This is a genomic window from Thiocapsa bogorovii, from assembly GCF_021228795.1.
In the GTDB taxonomy this organism is placed as follows: domain Bacteria; phylum Pseudomonadota; class Gammaproteobacteria; order Chromatiales; family Chromatiaceae; genus Thiocapsa; species Thiocapsa bogorovii.
On sequence record NZ_CP089309.1, the window covers coordinates 730,437 to 745,618 of the forward strand.

Here is a 15,182-nt window from a genome sequence, read left to right on the forward strand (position 1 = left end):
GCCGGAGCGCCGCCACACCATGGCGGGCGCTGATGGCGTTTAAGGATTGCGTCGAAGGCGGGCCAGGCGCCCGCAAACCTTGTAATGACACGACTTGACCGATTCGGCCGAAACTCGGAGCCTATCGGCCGACAGGAAACCCTTGCGCCTAACCGGTTCATGAGACGAAAAATGGACAATAAAATCCAAGCACGACGCACAGTGACACGACCTTTCACCGCACTCACACTCCTTTGTCTGCTGCTCATGGGTCTGGGCGGGGCTTCCCGGACCGCATCCGCCGACGACTGGTGGAGCAATCTCCACGAATACCGCGTCCCGCTCGAAGTCGCGGCGGGATCCACCGCACTCGTCGACAAGATCGTTGCCCTTCCGATCGACTTGACGAGCCTGCTCATGCAGGCCGGCGCCGGATCGACCACCCTGGATGTGCGATCGCTCCGAGTGCTCGAGACATCAAGCGCCGGCGTGGTGCTCAACCCCGCCGCGCCGTTTCAGTTCGACCCGGCGCCGGATTTCGACCCGAGATCGAATGCGACCGGTGAATTGGTCCTCCTGATGGAAGGCGCGACACCCTCGAACGGACGACGGTATTACCAGCTCTACTTCGCGTCCGGCGCATCCCTGCCGGCAGCCCCGGTCCTTCCTCGAATCTTCGTCACCGACGGCGCCATCGACGAGGGCCATCCGAGTGTCGCCGTGAACACGCTCATCGGCGACTGGTACTACCACAAAGACGGCGCCGGTTTCTCCAGCCTGGTGGACACGAGCGGCAACGACTGGATCGGCTACTCCGCCGCGAGCGGTGCAAGCGGCGAGTACCGGGGCATCCCGAACATGGTGCCACCGGCGAGCGGCGGATACTTCCACCCCGGACCCGGCACCGCGCGGTCGAGTATCATCGATCGCGGCCCCCTGCGCACACGCATCCACTCCGAAACAGCGGACGGACGGTGGTCCACGCTTTGGGAGATCCTTCCGACCCACGCCACCATGACCGTCACCCGAGCTGCCGGCAACTACTGGTTCCTCTACGAGGGCACGCCCGGCGGAACGCTCGATCCGGACACCGACCTCGTCGTTCGCTCCAACGGCACCCAGACAAAGGCATCTGCAAGTTGGAAGCTGGATATTCCCGGCGAGGAATGGGTCTACTTCGCCGATCCAGGCGTCGGACGTGCGCTCTATGTTGCGAGCCATCAGGGCGATTCGACGATCGACTCCTATCGGCCTATGGATGGCGCCATGACGGTCTTCGGCCTCGGCCGCGATCGCCTCAATCCCTTGCTTTCCGGCGCACGCCGCTTTTCGGTCGGCTTGGTCGACAACACAAAACTCGCGACGGTCTCACCCCTGGTCCGCTCCGCAGCCGCGGACAACGTCACCGGCACCCTCGGCGCCCCGGAGTCCCGTCCGCAGGACGACGGAATCCCGGTTGCACGCGCCCTGGCCAACCGCGTCGCAGGTCCGGCCGACTTGACCATCAACGTCAACGGCGGAACCTCGAGCTGCGCCTGCGGGCCCATCACCAGCTACGCCTGGGACTTCGGCGACGGCGGCACCGCCAACGGCGCCTTAGCCAGTCACACCTTCGCGCAGGAAGGCATCTTTACCGTGACCCTCACGGTGACCTCCGCCACCGGCACGACCGCGACCGATCATTTCGCCGTCGCCGTCGGGGCGCTCCTGCCCGGTGAAGGACCGCAGGCCGTCTTGAAAAGCAACGTGGCGAGCGGCTCCGCACCGCTCACGGTCGAGCTCGACGGAACCGACTCGACGGATCCCGATGGCGGCACTCTGAGTTACAGCTGGGATTTCGGTGACGGCGCGACCGCCTCCGGACCCTTTGCGAGCCACACCTTCACTCAACCCGGGACTTACACAGTTCTCCTCACAGTCACCGACAGCCAGGGCAGGATCGGCACCGACAGTGCCGCAATCAACGTCATCCCGGCCGTGGGCAGCGCGCCCCCGGTCTTCCATCACGGCAGGGTCGAGAACGTCGGCGAAACCTGGAAGACCGTCGCCTTACCCTATGACTACAAGGATCCGGTCGTGATCGCTTCGGTGCAATATCCGGACGCAGCGGTACAACCCGTCGTCACGCGCGTGCGCAATGCCTCCGGCAACCAATTCGAAGTGCGCGTGCAGAACCCGAGCGATCAATCCCTCGCCCGAACCTACAGCGTCGATTACACGGTCGTGGACGCCGGCACCTACAGCGTCGCCGAGCACGGGATCAAGATGGAGGCGGTCAAGGCCACCTCGACCAAGACGAACGCAAAAGGCGCTTGGACGGCGAAGGAAACTCGCGCCTACACCAACAGCTACGCCACACCCGTCGTCCTGGGCCAGGTCATGAGCGCCAACGACGCGGGCTGGTCGGTCTTCTGGGCACGCGGCGCCACCAAGGACAGCCCTCCGAGCCCAAGCGCACTCTCTGCCGGCAAACACGTCGGCGAAGACACCGACAAAACACGCGCGAACGAGGCCATCGGCTATCTGGTGATCGAGGCGGGAAGCGGCAATATCGGCGGCGTCGCCTATCAAGCCGGCGTCAGCGCACCGGTCGTCGCCGGGATCGCTGCGGGACCTTACTCGATAGCGCTCTCGAGCGGCTCAACGCCCTCGACCGCGGTCGTTTCCGCCTCCGGCATGCGCGGCGGCGACGGCGGCTGGCCGGTCTTGTTCGGCGCAAATCCGCTCGCCGCCGGTGTCCTCGGGCTCGCGTTCGACGAAGACCAGATCACAGACACGGAGCGGTCCCACGGCGCCGAGCAGGTCGCCTACCTCGCGCTCGGAAACGAGGGCGGCGGCACCGGGAACCTTCCTCCTGTTGCATCCTTCACCGCGAGCCCGACCAGCGGAACGGCGCCGTTGACGGTGAGCTTCAACTCATCGACGTCGTCGGACGTCGGCGGAGCGATCGTGAGTCGGACTTGGTCCTTCGGCGATGGCGGCACAAGCACCGCAGTCTCGCCCGGGTATACCTATACGGCGGCGGGAACCTACACGGCGACCCTGACCGTCACCGACAATGACGGAGCAAACGCGACTGCGTCCAAGACAATTACTGTCGGATCCGCTCCTCCTCCGGGGGGCACAGGCAAGGAGCTTAAGGTCTTCGACTGGAATTGGCCGGTCATCGAGGACGACAGAGGTTTCCCGAAGGCCGAGCCGGTCGCGAAGCCGCGTAACCGGATCTTCGAGATGCTCGCCGGCTCCAACGGCGACTGGACGTCGCCGGTCGACTACGCGAATGGCACCCTGCACATGCGCGTACAAGTCAAGAGCCAACCCGTTCCACAAGCCATGAAGATTCAGTTCTGCGTGTGGCAGTGGGAAACTCCGACCTCCGGATGGACGACTTCCCGAGAGACCTGCACGCCGACGGCGAATGTTCAGGGTACGACCGGGAATCAGGTCATTTGGTCCGCCGCGATTCCGACCATGTGGAAAAAGGACGGGAAGCCGATTGTGTGGACGGACCCAAGGACACGCTACGGTATCGCGATCAAGAACACGAACGGGGTGCCGGTGACCAACTATGACGGATTCGTATTGTGGGCAGGCGAGGATCCGAAGGAATGGTATCCGCTCGATGCGCGCTTCACGGTCGTCGCGGTTCCCAAAGGCGCGACCTTTAGCGGCTGGTCAAACTACTAAGGTGATTTCCGGAAAAGGATTTCCCTGCGTGTAGGGGCGAATTTATTCGCCCTTGCTGCCTCGACAGGTCTTCCGGGTATGCACCGTCGGAATGCCCATCATGAGAATCGCCTAACCGTTATGCCGAACGCGTGACCCGCGCTCCGCGGTGTCAATCATGCCCTGCGGCACCACGAGTCCTTTGTCGCCTTAATGACCCAAGACCCTTCGATAGACATCCAATGTCAGTTGGCTGACCAGCTCCCAACTATACCGATCAGATACCCAGCCCCGAACCCGATCCGAGTACGCCGGATCCCTTCCCGCATCCGCGAGCTCACGCAACCGCTCAGCCAAAATCACGACATCGCCTAAAGGAAAGTAATGTTCGGCCGGCAAACCGATCTCGAGATTCGCGGGAATATCACTCGCCAGAACCGGCAACCCGAAGCTCAACGCCTCCAGCAACGCGATCGGAAGACCTTCATGAGATGACGGAAGCACAAAAACCCCCGCGTGCGCAAAGAGTTGCCTCAAAACATCACCGGTCTGAAACCCCGCCATAACCACTCCGGGCGTCGCTTCCGCCAAGGCCTCGACGCGAGCCGAGTACTGATCCGGATGATCCGCACAGCCTACGATGACCAATTTCCATCCCGGAAGGCCCGCCTTCGCGAATGCCCCGATGAGGTCATCATGGCGCTTCTCCGGCACCAACCGGCTGACCAACAACACGTATCGCCCGGCCGTGAGCCCGAATCCAGCGAGCGCGTCCTCCTCGGCAGGGATCACCGGAAGCGTGACGCCGTTCGGGATCCGGACCGAGTCCAACCCGTACGCATGACGCACGTGTGCCTGAATCGTCTCCGAGATCACGATGCGTTCGTTTGCGAAACGCATCCCCCACGATTCGCCCCGCTTAATGACCCACTTGGCGAGACGTCCCCACTTCTGCCGATCGTAATCCGGCCCGTGGTGAGTCACGACGACCCGAAGCCCGAGCAAACGTGCGAGCGGAGTCATAATCGCAGGACCGATCGCCTGGATGTGCAGAATTTCCGGCCGTCTGATTCCGGCATAAAGCACTCCCAGAAAGGTGTGCACGAACGCCTCGAGATTTTTCGATCTCGGCGCCCAGAGTCGCGTCATCCGAACACCGGGAACCCCGACATTTTGCGTCGGCAGATAACCGGCCCGCCCGATCACCTCAACGGTGCAGCCAAGCTCGGCGAGCCGCGGACAGATCTGCTCGGCATGCGTCTCCACACCACCCATCACGCCGGGAAAACCTCGAAAACCGAGCCAAACTACATCCATTGCGTCGTCCTTCACCTAGCATTTCTCGGACAAGGGCAGCGCCGACCAAGCCGTTTCCACCCCGGATCGCCGACCCCGCAGATCGCAGGGTCGATAAGCGCAGCGCATCCACCGACCCCCAACCCCGCCAAAATTGTAGGGTGGATAAGCGCAGCGCATCCACCGACACGGCTTGGAGGGCAGTTCGAACGCTTGCCTCTCAGATGATGTAAGATTTCGTCTAGGACGACGAACCTCCGGCGACGTCACTCGTCATCTCGCCGAGCAAGGTTCCGACATCACCCGACAACATCTCCCGTGGCACCACTCCAGCCGTGTCACAGGCATTGCCAATAAACCCGGCTACGGCGCCGAAACGAGCCGCAGGGTAGGTGAGCGCAGCGCATCCACCAAGTTCGGTATAGGGCTCGGTGGACTTCGCTCTCGCTCGTCCACCCTACCGGCCACCTGTCTGATCAACAAGCACGTGTCACGTTGGTTTTAGGCGCTCCGCCGGCATGAGCGGCGATGGCAGCACTTACGACCAAAACGCCGGCCGAGCACAGACAAACTGGATTTCCGAGTCAGAAAAACAGCGCCGAAGACTCGACCAAACGGCATCGACATCCATAGAGGCCCACTGTGCCCCGATTATTGGCCATCAACAACTACTACTACCGTCGCGGCGGCGCAGAAGTCGTGTTTCTGGAGTCTGCAAAACTCCTCGCCGATGCCGGATGGGATGTCGTCCCGTTCGCCATGAAACATCCGCAGAACCTGCCGTCCCCGTGGTCGGAATATTTCGTCGACGAAATCGAGTACGGCGAAGACTATTCCTTCCTCGAGAAAGCCGCCCGGATCCCGAAGGTCATCTATTCGTTCGAAGCACGCCGCAAGATTCGCGACCTGATCCGTGTTGCCAGACCTGATATCGCCCATGCCCACAACGTCTACCATCACATCTCACCCTCCATCTTCGGGGCACTCAAAGAGGAAGGCATCCCGACGATTCTGACGCTCCATGACCTAAAGCTTGCTTGCCCCGCCTACAAGATGCTGACGCACGACGGAATCTGCGAGCGATGTAAAGGCGGCCGAATTTGGAACGTTGTCGCACACAAATGCGTTAAAGATTCCTATGCACTCAGCGGCACCATCGCCTTGGAGACCTTGGTCCACCGCGCCCTGCAGCTGTACTCGCGCAACGTCGAACGATTCGTCGTCCCGAGCCGGTTCTACCTGGAAAAGTTCGTTGAATGGGGTTGGAGCCGAGACAGATTCACCTACCTCCCCAACTTCGTCGACACCACACGGTTTACACCCGACCCGACACCCGGAAAGGCGTTCGTCTATGTCGGGCGCTTAGGTCATGAGAAGGGGCTTAGAACCTTGATCAAGGCAGCCGCGCTGGCGGATGTTCCGCTACGCATCATCGGCACCGGCCCTGAGGAGGAAATGCTTCGCGCACTTGCAGAGCAGACCGGCGGCCAAGTCGAGTTTCTAGGCTATCTTGCCGGAGAGGATCTGCAAAAAGCCATCAAGGCGAGCCGCGCCCTTGTCCTACCCTCGGAATGGTACGAAAACGCCCCGATCAGCGTCCTTGAAGCGTACGCACTAGGACGCCCTGTGATCGGAGCAAGGATCGGCGGGATTCCCGAACTGATTCGTTCAGGTGAAACTGGGGATACCTTCGAAAGCGGTGACGAGGAAGCCTTGGCTGCGGTCTTGCTGAAGTTCGCAACTCTCAACGCCTCGGAGGTAACAGAGATGGGCATGGCAGGCCGATGCTGGGTTGAAAATAACTTCTCCGACGCCCGCCATCGTGACAGACTCTCTGTACTCTACAGATCCCTTGGCGTTGTTTAGCTGCAACAATCAACAAAACCAAGCGAAATTCCCCGAGGAAGCCTCCGACTCGCTCACAAGGCGGCCGGTGCGGGCGCCTATGACTGCACGCCAAGGTGGAAGCCCTCGGAATGGCGGACGCAACCCTTCGCTTCGCAGCCTTCCGCCCTCGCGTTCCGTGCGATTGAACCGCAGCCGTGCCCGAGCAGCCATAGCCAGTACCTATAGGGCGGAAGGAGGCGAGATTCTCTTCCAACAACGGGCGGTCTTTTCAGCGCGGGTAAACTCTCATACACTCGGCGACAAGCCTTGTGGGATGATACGGTACTCGGACCTCTAGCTTGTTGGCTTCAGAGGTTCGCGGTGATACGACATGCACACAACACCAACACAGATGCGCTGAACTCGCAAACTTCCTGAGCCCGCAACTTGCGTGCACATGCAGCAAGAAGGCGAATTCAAGTTGTTCTTGTCGCTCGCTCCATGCAGTAACGTCTGCGTTAATAAAGACTTAACCACGATACCGAAACCCTGGACTGACAACGCCGCATGGATGCAGCGGATGCGCTAGGTTACCCATGTCCGAGCAGCCTCCAATACTTCGGAATCCGATGGTTTGAAACTCTGAGCCGACGAGGCTTCGGACCCCTACTTCAAGCACGGTGGCCGCCCATGCAGTCTGATACGATTTTCGCACCTAGTCGCTCTCTGGCCAAAAAGGCCGTCCTGACCGCTGGCTTCTTAGTGGCGACTTGGCTGATCCCCGGTACGGCCATCTCCGATGCCGGCCTGCTGAACATCGCTGACTCGGTCGGAATCGCTGAAACGTCGCGTTCTTATGGCGTATCGGTTGAGGACTATGATGGCGACGGACTGGCCGACTTCCTGTACAACCGAGCCTGGATGCAGGAAATGCGACTTTACCGAAACCTCGGCGGCAGATTCTCGCAAGACCGAAAAACGAACTTCGGCCTTGCCGATCGACTCGACTGCCAGTGGGGAGACCCAAACCAAGACGGCTTGCCGGACCTCTACTGCATCGTCGGCGCCAATTTCGGAACGGCGACGAAGGCCAACCAACTGTGGATTCAGCAACAGGACGGAACCTTCCTCGACCAAGCATCCCAATGGCGTGTCACCGATCCTTACGGGCGCGGTCGCCGTGTGGCCTGGTTCAATTACAACGGTGATGAATTCCCCGACCTTTTTGTGGGTAACGACTTCCCGCGCAAAGATGGCATCCCGAGTCCGAACCGCGTCTTCGTGAACCAAGGCGGCAGGCGCTTTACCGAAGCCGTCATCAGCGGTCTGACCCAAGAGCTAGGAGCTTGGTGTGCCCTCGCTGTGGACATCGATCGAGACGGTTATGACGACCTGTTCGTTTGCGGCAGCAAGAGACTTTACGTTTACCGCAATCTTGGAGGAAATGGATTCGAAGACGTAGCACCGGCTCTTAACTTGGCGAAATACTACAACCATGTCGATGCCGCTGATCTCAACGGGAATGGATATCTCGACCTGATCTTGGTCGGGAACGGGCGCGCGTGTATACGGCCGGGAACCGGGTTTTGGAGCTTCGGCCCTCAGCAATGTTATGGCACCGAGGTCAAGCGCACCGTCACCGTTGATACCGACGGCAACGGAATCCTCGACATCTATGTCGGCCGCGGCGGTCAGTCACCGAACCTGCCCGATCTGCTCCTGCGGAACAACGGCGGCGGACAGTTTACCGCGGTCCAAGTCGGAGCCTCCACGGCCGAAGGAACCGGAAACCGCGTCAGACTTGCCGCACTCGACCACGACAACGACGGTCGCGAAGGTGTGCTAGTCGTCAACGCCACCGACGGCATTGCAGGACCTCTGGAATTCATGAATCTCGACGGGCAGACAAACCGACCACCGGTGGCCCGTAACGACAGCGCCGGCATCACACAAGGCGGTGTCGCAGTTGTCGACGTGCTCGCCAATGACACCGATCCGAACGGGGATGCTACGATCGATCCGATGAGCCTGCGGATCGTCACGCCGCCGCGCGCCGGAGTTGCCACCGCCAACGAAAACGGCTCGGTCACCTATCGGCATAACGGCGCGACAGCCACCGCCGATTCCTTCACCTACACCGTCGCCGATACCGCCGGAGCGGTCTCCAACGTCGCCACCGTCAGCTTCGCAATTACTCCCGGCGGTCAGTCGCTCATTCATCATGGCACCGTCTCCGGCGTCGGTGACATCTGGCAAACAGTCACGCTGCCCCGTACCTTCACCAACCCGGTCGTCATTGCCTCGGTACAGTACGACGCGCCGCCGGCCTTGCCAGTGGTCGCCCGGGTGCGCAACGCAGCTGCCAACCGTTTCGAGGTTCGCGTGCAGAACCCCAGTGGGACGCTTCTCACCGAGCCATATACCCTGCACTACCTGGTCGTCGAGGCCGGTGTCTATACCCGCGCAACGCACGGCATCACGATGGAGGCCGTACGAGCGACCTCGACCCAAACCAGCCGCAGAGGTAATTGGTCAGCGGGTAACGCCCGAAACTACGCCCAGCCTTACACCAAACCGGTCGTCCTTGGCCAGATTATGTCCGAGAACGACCCGCGTTGGTCGGTATTCTGGGCCCGCGGCGGCAGCCCCAAACAGGTGCCCACCGCCAGCAGTCTGGTCATCGGCAAGCACGTCGGCGAAGACTCCGTCAACACCCGTGCCAACGAGCTCGTCGGCTATCTGGTGATCGAGGCCGGCAGCGGCACCGTCGGCAGCCTCGCTTATCAGGCCGGTGTGAGCACCGCCCGCGTCGGCGGAGTCGACAATGCCCCGCCCTTTTTGGTGCCCGCCGCACTCGCCTCGCCGACGGCAACAGCACTAATCTCCGCCGCCGCCATGCAAGGCGGCGACGGCGGCTGGCCGGTCCTTTACGGCAACAACCCTCTCGCCAATGCCGCTCTGCACCTCGCCTTCGACGAGGATCAGATCCGCGACCCAGAGCGTATTCACATCGGAGAGGCCATTGCTTACATCATCCTTAATTGAAAATCAGGATTTCGGCTTACCCCCGCCAACTCCCTTGTGAATGCACCGGTGGTGAGCGAAACGATCCACCGGAACTTCACAATGCGGGTGGCGCCGCGACATAGTCCCTTTAGCCACGGGTTGCCGGAGCGACGCGCGCGGATGGCCGCATCAGAGTGGAATCTTTCGCCGGGTCGGCCTGGAAAACCCATTACGTTGCCGTAGGGAGCTGTACTACGCGCTACGCATCCCTGATGTTAGCGCGCGTTGTATCAATTTTCTGCGCGCAGCCCGGAAGCATGGGATTGTACTTCGCGAACAGGTCGGCCGCCGATCGACGCTTCAGCCACGGCCTTGGACTCGATCCACATCACACGACCGCAATATCTATTTAGCGACGAAAGAGCTTCCGACCCGTTCTTCTTAGAAAACGGTAGTCCACCCCGGCTTTTACGAGCAAACCCACCAACCCCTTCTGTGCGAAATTCAACTCCATTTGTTTACTGCGAGGATTCGCGTGAGGGAAAGGAACATCGGGAACAGGGTAACCCAAGAACGGGCACAACTTCTCCCAACCATCACCGCCGCCGAAGTCCAGCGTCAATAATTGCCCCGCCTTCTCTCCTTCAAAGTATTTGGAGACTAGAGCATGATGAGTTTTGTAAACCCAGCGGTACCGATTCTCATTAAAAATACTGCACCCAAAAAGCAATACGCGCTGAAAGTCTCGGACCGAGCCAGCCTTAGGTGTCGCATAGGCTTGATTGAAACCCGCGCGCCGTGATGACTCTAGCCACTTCTCGATCGGCCTTATGGTTAATATGAACTTTGAGCCCGGCCAGGCTTCATCTAGTTGCGCAAAAATGCCGGGGATAGGGTTATCAAGAACGGCATCGTACCGTTCCAGGATCGACAGGCGGTAATTCGCCATTCGCACTTCCTCCGTCGTACGATCATCCGGGTAATGAATCGACCGGATACCCAAAATCTTAAGTGCCTCATGGAGACTTGAAGTCCCTGATTTCGGCAACCCAATGCCAAATATCTTATACAATTACCACCTCGCCGAGTTTGCACATTGATCCGCACGAACAAAGCCACACTTAGATGCCGGATAAAAATGACGTGACTTATACCGCCTTGAGAAATCTAGTACCCTTACAGCAAAGATCACTGCAAAAAAACCATCGTATCGCCGAACTTTAGTAAACGTCGAGAACGACATTGGGACTCTGGAGCCTCTTCGAAACAGCGCCAGTTGTCTCGATGTGTCTTTAACTGGCTCCATCGCGAACTTGTTGCTCTGGATACTGCTCCACGTCAGCCTTTACTAATCCTAAAGTAGGTAAAGCCAGGTTCTGCTATAATAAGAAACATGAAATGCAGGCGCAAAACCGACGGCCGTAAGATGTCGAGTGCGGGCAAAGAAGCACTTCGCCTGCGGGTAGTCCATCTCATCGAAGATGGCGCCAGTCCGGAAGTCTTGGCGAAAACGCTCGATATCAATCCGCGAACCATCTATACGTGGCTGGCGAAATATCATTACGGCGGCGATGATGCGCTCAAAACCCAGCCGAAGCCAGGTCGCCCGCCGAAACTCGACGGACCGCAATTGTCGCGCCTGGCGTCGATCATTCGCGAGAAGAACCCGCTCCAACTCAAGTTTCCATTCGCCTTGTGGACGTTGGAGCTGGTCCGCGAACTGATTCGACGCGAGTTCGGCGTGAGCCTCAGTGCGGTTTCGGTCGGGCGTATCCTGCATCGTTAGGGGCTGACTCCGCAACGACCGCTGCGCCGGGCGATCGAGCAGGATCCGGCCCTCGTGGAGCGCTGGCGCAACACTGACTTTCCGGCGATTCAGCGCGAAGCGAAGGCATGCAACGCGCTGATTTTCGTCGGTGACGAGGCCGGCATTCGGTCTGATTATCACCGCGGCACCACATGGGGCAGGCAAGGCCGGACGCCGATCGTGCCGCGCACCGGGGCGCGCTTCTCGGTCAACATGCTCTCCGCGGTCAGCGCCCAAGGCGACATGCGCTTCATGGTGCACGAAGGCACCGCGACGGCCGCGACCTTCTGCGACTTTCTCGAGCGTTTGGTGACCGGGATGGAGCGACCGATCTTCCTGATTGTGGATCGACATCGTATTCATCGCGCGAAAAAGGTCCAACGCCTGGTCGCGCAGCTGGACGGCAAGCTCAAGCTCTTCTTCCTTCCGGCGTATTCACCGCAGCTCAACCCGGATGAATGGGTTTGGAACAACGTCAAACAGCGTGTCGCCAAAACCTTCATCACCAGCCGCGAGCAGCTGATCGCATCCGCTCGCTCGATCCTTCATTCACTACAGCGTACGCCCGCTAAAATCATCGGATTTTTCAGGGATCCGGATTGTCATTATGCGTTCGCGTAAATTATGTGGCTTTATTAACGTTAGCCTTAGTAACACCGCTTACGCGGCGTGAGAGTGTCACTGGATATTCTTTTGAGAAGGCATGATGTGTTCCTCGTACTGCCGCCTCATAGACGCGGCAGCCGGAGTGCCGCGTGTCCCTCGTGATAACGTCCGGGATCATTCTGGTGCTGGGCGGAATGGCGCTAACTCAAGCCGGCATGCTTATAAAACAGTGATTTCCCGGAATCCTCCGGCGCCGATCCGCGACAGTGCTGGCGGTTACGTGGGCCGAAGCCATTCGGAGCGGCGTCCGGATCGGCCTCCCGCTTGTATTGCAAGCGCGATAAGTAGCTGATCTTTCTTCGGAAGCCCCCTAAGTTAAATCACCCCCGGCAAAGCCGGGGGCTTACTTGGTGACCGCCTCAAAGGCGGAACAACACCGGGAGCCGCCCAAGGCGGCTGACTAGACTCCGAGTTTGATCTGGTCGTAGCGCTCGTCTTCTTGCTCCTGGTTTCGGATGTAGGCCCGAACCATGTTCTCGTCCAGACCGACGGTCGAAACAAAGTTGCCGCGAGCCCAGAAGTTCTCGCCGGTAAAGTTCCTTTGCCGACCGGCGAACTTCCGCGCGATGTGGATCGCACTCTTGCCCTTGATGTCGCCGACCACCTGCGCGACCGCGTACTTCGGCGGAATTCTGATGCACATGTCGACATGATCCGACATCAGATGGCCCTCGATGATCTTCGACTCCCGATGACCGGCCAGCTCATGGAAGATCTCGCCGAAATGCTTGCGCAGCGCCCCGAAGATGCGCTTCTTGCGCCGCTTCGGGATGAACACGATATGGTACTTACAGTCCCATCGCGTATGACTCAGACTTTGGTACTCTTTCATGCGTGAGTTTCCTCTTCTCTTGGCGGAGAGAGAAAATTCACGCCGACCGCGGGAACGGTCAAACCTCGGTGAGTCCCCCGGCAGAGCCGGGGGCTTACCTCACTGAGTTAGCGCCATTCGGTGCTGGGCGGACTCGCTCCTCGCGGAGGGCTCATTTTGCCCCCGACCGAACTCCGCGGTCTCCCGCCGGAGCCGACGCACATTGCTCGCACGGCCCTACGCTACCCTTTAATGGGTTGCCAGCGTTTCGAATGCGCTCTGCAGGATGCCTCCGTCGCCTTCTGGCCTGTGCTCCTTCCTCATTCCTCAATTCGCCTACCGACGCGCGCCGATTCCAACCGGGGCCGCTCGGCTTCGCTTCGCGCTACTTGCCTCGGGCGGGCAAAATTTAGAGCCCTAGAGCCCTAGAGCCCTATTCACAGCCCAACTTAATAAGCAACTGCCTCTCAAAGAGCCACTCGCTCGTAATTAAACCATTATCATCTGCAAGGAGCAATCAACGTAGGACATTTTGATTGTAATCCTCCCGCCGGGTCATTCGGGAAGCGCTGGGGAAGCTTCGACCACAAAGCCTTCACGTTGGCCCAATACGGGTCTCTAGGCGTCCAGGTAGCGAAGTTTGTTTTCAGCGTATCCTTATGCAGGCCGAAAAGATCCTCGATTGGGACAGGCTCGCCGGCAGTTGGACCCTTCTCCCAGCCAAGATAATTCCTTGTCTGAATCGAATACATTAAAGGGACAAGACCGCGCAGACGGATCGCCATATCATACGTACCGGTTACGGTCTGTCCGTATTCCCATGCCGTCGGAATCGTGTCCGGCCCACCGTGACCATTACCTGATTGACGAGCGGAATTCTCGAACGCCGGTAACCAGCTCTCAGGGGAGTTGGCATAAGATAGCGTTGGGGTCTCTTTGAAAACCGAACGGAGATATGGCCCAAGCGAAGCAACGTAGTCTCTTGTCGCCGCTTGCTTCTGAGACCAGTCCAACATATCCGGCGGAGGAGAAACGGCAGACTCGTTGATATTGATGAGCGCAATTGCGGGGTGTGCGTCAACGGCCGCGGCCAAAGCTGTAATTAGCGCCGTGTATCGCTCTTGGACTTTTGGATGCCAGGAATTCATCATCCAACCCCCAGAATTAGACCCGCCAATCTGAAAATGACCGCCGTCATATTCAGCCGTCTCCATGTAGGGTGGGACAACTTTCTGCCCTGGAACAAAAGTTTTATGCTGCAACTGAATAATTAACTTCTTACCGCGCGCATGAAGATAATCCGCATCTGCAAGGATCTTATCGAAACGATAAGATCCTTTTGTTGTTGGCTCCAGCTCACGCCAAACATATCGGACTTGAGAACCTCTTATAATTTGGTATGGCGCATAATCATTATAGGTTCTGACTAGCTGATCGGGCTCATCATCCATAAAATACTTTGAGCGGTTACCAATAAATACGTAATGCCCGGGATACCACTTGACACCTTCCTCTGGGCGATTCGGAGGGCCTTCTCCTTCCTTCAGGAACCGCAGTTCGGTTGGTGCATCCAGCGACGCGAGCATTAGCGCGGAAGGCTGGTGCAGATCGAGCGGCCCTGCAGAGAGCGCGCCTGTTACGCAGAGTAGCGCGATGGACGCGCCGATAGCGACTCGATTCAAAGATTTCATCGTATGGAACTCCAATAGTATTCAGCGCCGCGAAGGACGCGCAAGCACGCCGGTCCCCAAGAGCTGATCGATAGCCGAACCTAGAAAGAATGACAAGTCTCGCAAATCCTTAGCTTACTGTGGCTGTTGTCTTGAGTCCCGACTTGGCTCTCACGGCCGTCTAATGTTGGATAGCTGCTCGCAGCCCTGGCGTAGGCCTGTCAACGAGCGTCCCGAGACTTAGTGGAATCGTCCGCTCTGCACTGTGAGCCACCAAGACCGCTACCCTCTCTTCGGTAGGCAAAGGGTGACACTTTTGAAAGGGACCGGCTGTGTCGACCCTCACAGATTGCGAAAGGACGACACGCAAAGAACCGATGCCCTTCCCGTGCCCAGGCGATCTAGGCAGGACGTGTTCCTAACGTCGGCATATTTCTTGCTTTAACGTCGAAGG

The 15,182-nt window shown here is 59.1% G+C and carries 9 protein-coding genes; 5 read left to right on the plus strand and 4 right to left on the minus strand.

The features are described 5' to 3' along the window. The first annotated feature begins 171 nt into the window (after window positions 1–171). Window positions 172–3,666 (plus strand): PKD domain-containing protein, encoded by a 3,495-nt coding sequence (locus LT988_RS03365; RefSeq protein ID WP_232408836.1) that lies wholly within the window; start codon window positions 172–174, stop codon window positions 3,664–3,666. Between the two features lie 189 nt (window positions 3,667–3,855). On the opposite strand, the gene LT988_RS03370 is transcribed toward LT988_RS03365, so the two are convergent. Next, window positions 3,856–4,962: a glycosyltransferase family 4 protein gene (locus LT988_RS03370; RefSeq protein WP_232408837.1), complete on the minus strand. Its 1,107-nt coding sequence runs from the start codon at window positions 4,960–4,962 to the stop codon at window positions 3,856–3,858. A gap of 621 nt (window positions 4,963–5,583) precedes the next feature. Between LT988_RS03370 and LT988_RS03375 the strand changes: the two genes are divergently transcribed. Both LT988_RS03375 and LT988_RS03380 read left to right on the plus strand, forming a co-directional pair. Further along, on the plus strand, window positions 5,584–6,807 hold the full coding sequence (locus LT988_RS03375) for a glycosyltransferase family 4 protein (RefSeq protein WP_232408838.1): 1,224 nt from the start codon (window positions 5,584–5,586) through the stop codon (window positions 6,805–6,807). 651 nt (window positions 6,808–7,458) lie between these two features. Beyond that, complete coding sequence (locus tag LT988_RS03380; protein ID WP_232408839.1) at window positions 7,459–9,813, plus strand: FG-GAP-like repeat-containing protein; 2,355 nt, start codon at window positions 7,459–7,461, stop codon at window positions 9,811–9,813. A gap of 370 nt (window positions 9,814–10,183) precedes the next feature. Here LT988_RS03380 and LT988_RS03385 read toward each other — a convergent pair whose 3' ends face one another. Beyond that, a complete protein-coding gene (locus LT988_RS03385) occupies window positions 10,184–10,846 on the minus strand; it encodes a sulfotransferase family protein (RefSeq protein ID WP_269752096.1) in 663 nt (220 codons plus the stop codon). Between the two features lie 354 nt (window positions 10,847–11,200). Here LT988_RS03385 and LT988_RS03390 point away from each other — a divergent pair, with 354 nt between their 5' ends. Both LT988_RS03390 and LT988_RS03395 read left to right on the plus strand, forming a co-directional pair. Continuing rightward, window positions 11,201–11,560, plus strand: a complete 360-nt coding sequence (locus LT988_RS03390; protein ID WP_232408840.1) for a helix-turn-helix domain-containing protein — start codon at window positions 11,201–11,203, stop codon at window positions 11,558–11,560. Window positions 11,561–11,563: 3 nt separating this feature from the next. Continuing rightward, entirely contained in the window at window positions 11,564–12,202 is a 639-nt protein-coding gene (locus tag LT988_RS03395) for an IS630 family transposase (RefSeq protein WP_269752130.1), read from the plus strand. Between the two features lie 445 nt (window positions 12,203–12,647). Here LT988_RS03395 and tnpA read toward each other — a convergent pair whose 3' ends face one another. Together tnpA and LT988_RS03405 are read right to left on the minus strand one after the other, a co-directional pair. Then, complete coding sequence (tnpA, locus tag LT988_RS03400; protein ID WP_232408842.1) at window positions 12,648–13,079, minus strand: IS200/IS605 family transposase; 432 nt, start codon at window positions 13,077–13,079, stop codon at window positions 12,648–12,650. Between the two features lie 479 nt (window positions 13,080–13,558). Beyond that, a complete protein-coding gene (locus LT988_RS03405) occupies window positions 13,559–14,749 on the minus strand; it encodes a hypothetical protein (RefSeq protein ID WP_232408843.1) in 1,191 nt (396 codons plus the stop codon). Window positions 14,750–15,182: the final 433 nt, after the last annotated feature.

Bases quoted from the DNA above. Each gene is read 5' to 3' on its own strand.
- tnpA (WP_232408842.1), bottom strand. From the start codon at position 13,079: ATGAAAGAGTACCAAAGTCTGAGTCATACGCGATGGGACTGTAAGTAC.
- LT988_RS03370 (WP_232408837.1), bottom strand. From the start codon at position 4,962: ATGGATGTAGTTTGGCTCGGTTTTCGAGGTTTTCCCGGCGTGATGGGT.
- LT988_RS03405 (WP_232408843.1), bottom strand. From the start codon at position 14,749: ATGAAATCTTTGAATCGAGTCGCTATCGGCGCGTCCATCGCGCTACTC.
- LT988_RS03380 (WP_232408839.1), top strand. From the start codon at position 7,459: ATGCAGTCTGATACGATTTTCGCACCTAGTCGCTCTCTGGCCAAAAAG.
- LT988_RS03390 (WP_232408840.1), top strand. From the start codon at position 11,201: ATGTCGAGTGCGGGCAAAGAAGCACTTCGCCTGCGGGTAGTCCATCTC.
- LT988_RS03365 (WP_232408836.1), top strand. From the start codon at position 172: ATGGACAATAAAATCCAAGCACGACGCACAGTGACACGACCTTTCACC.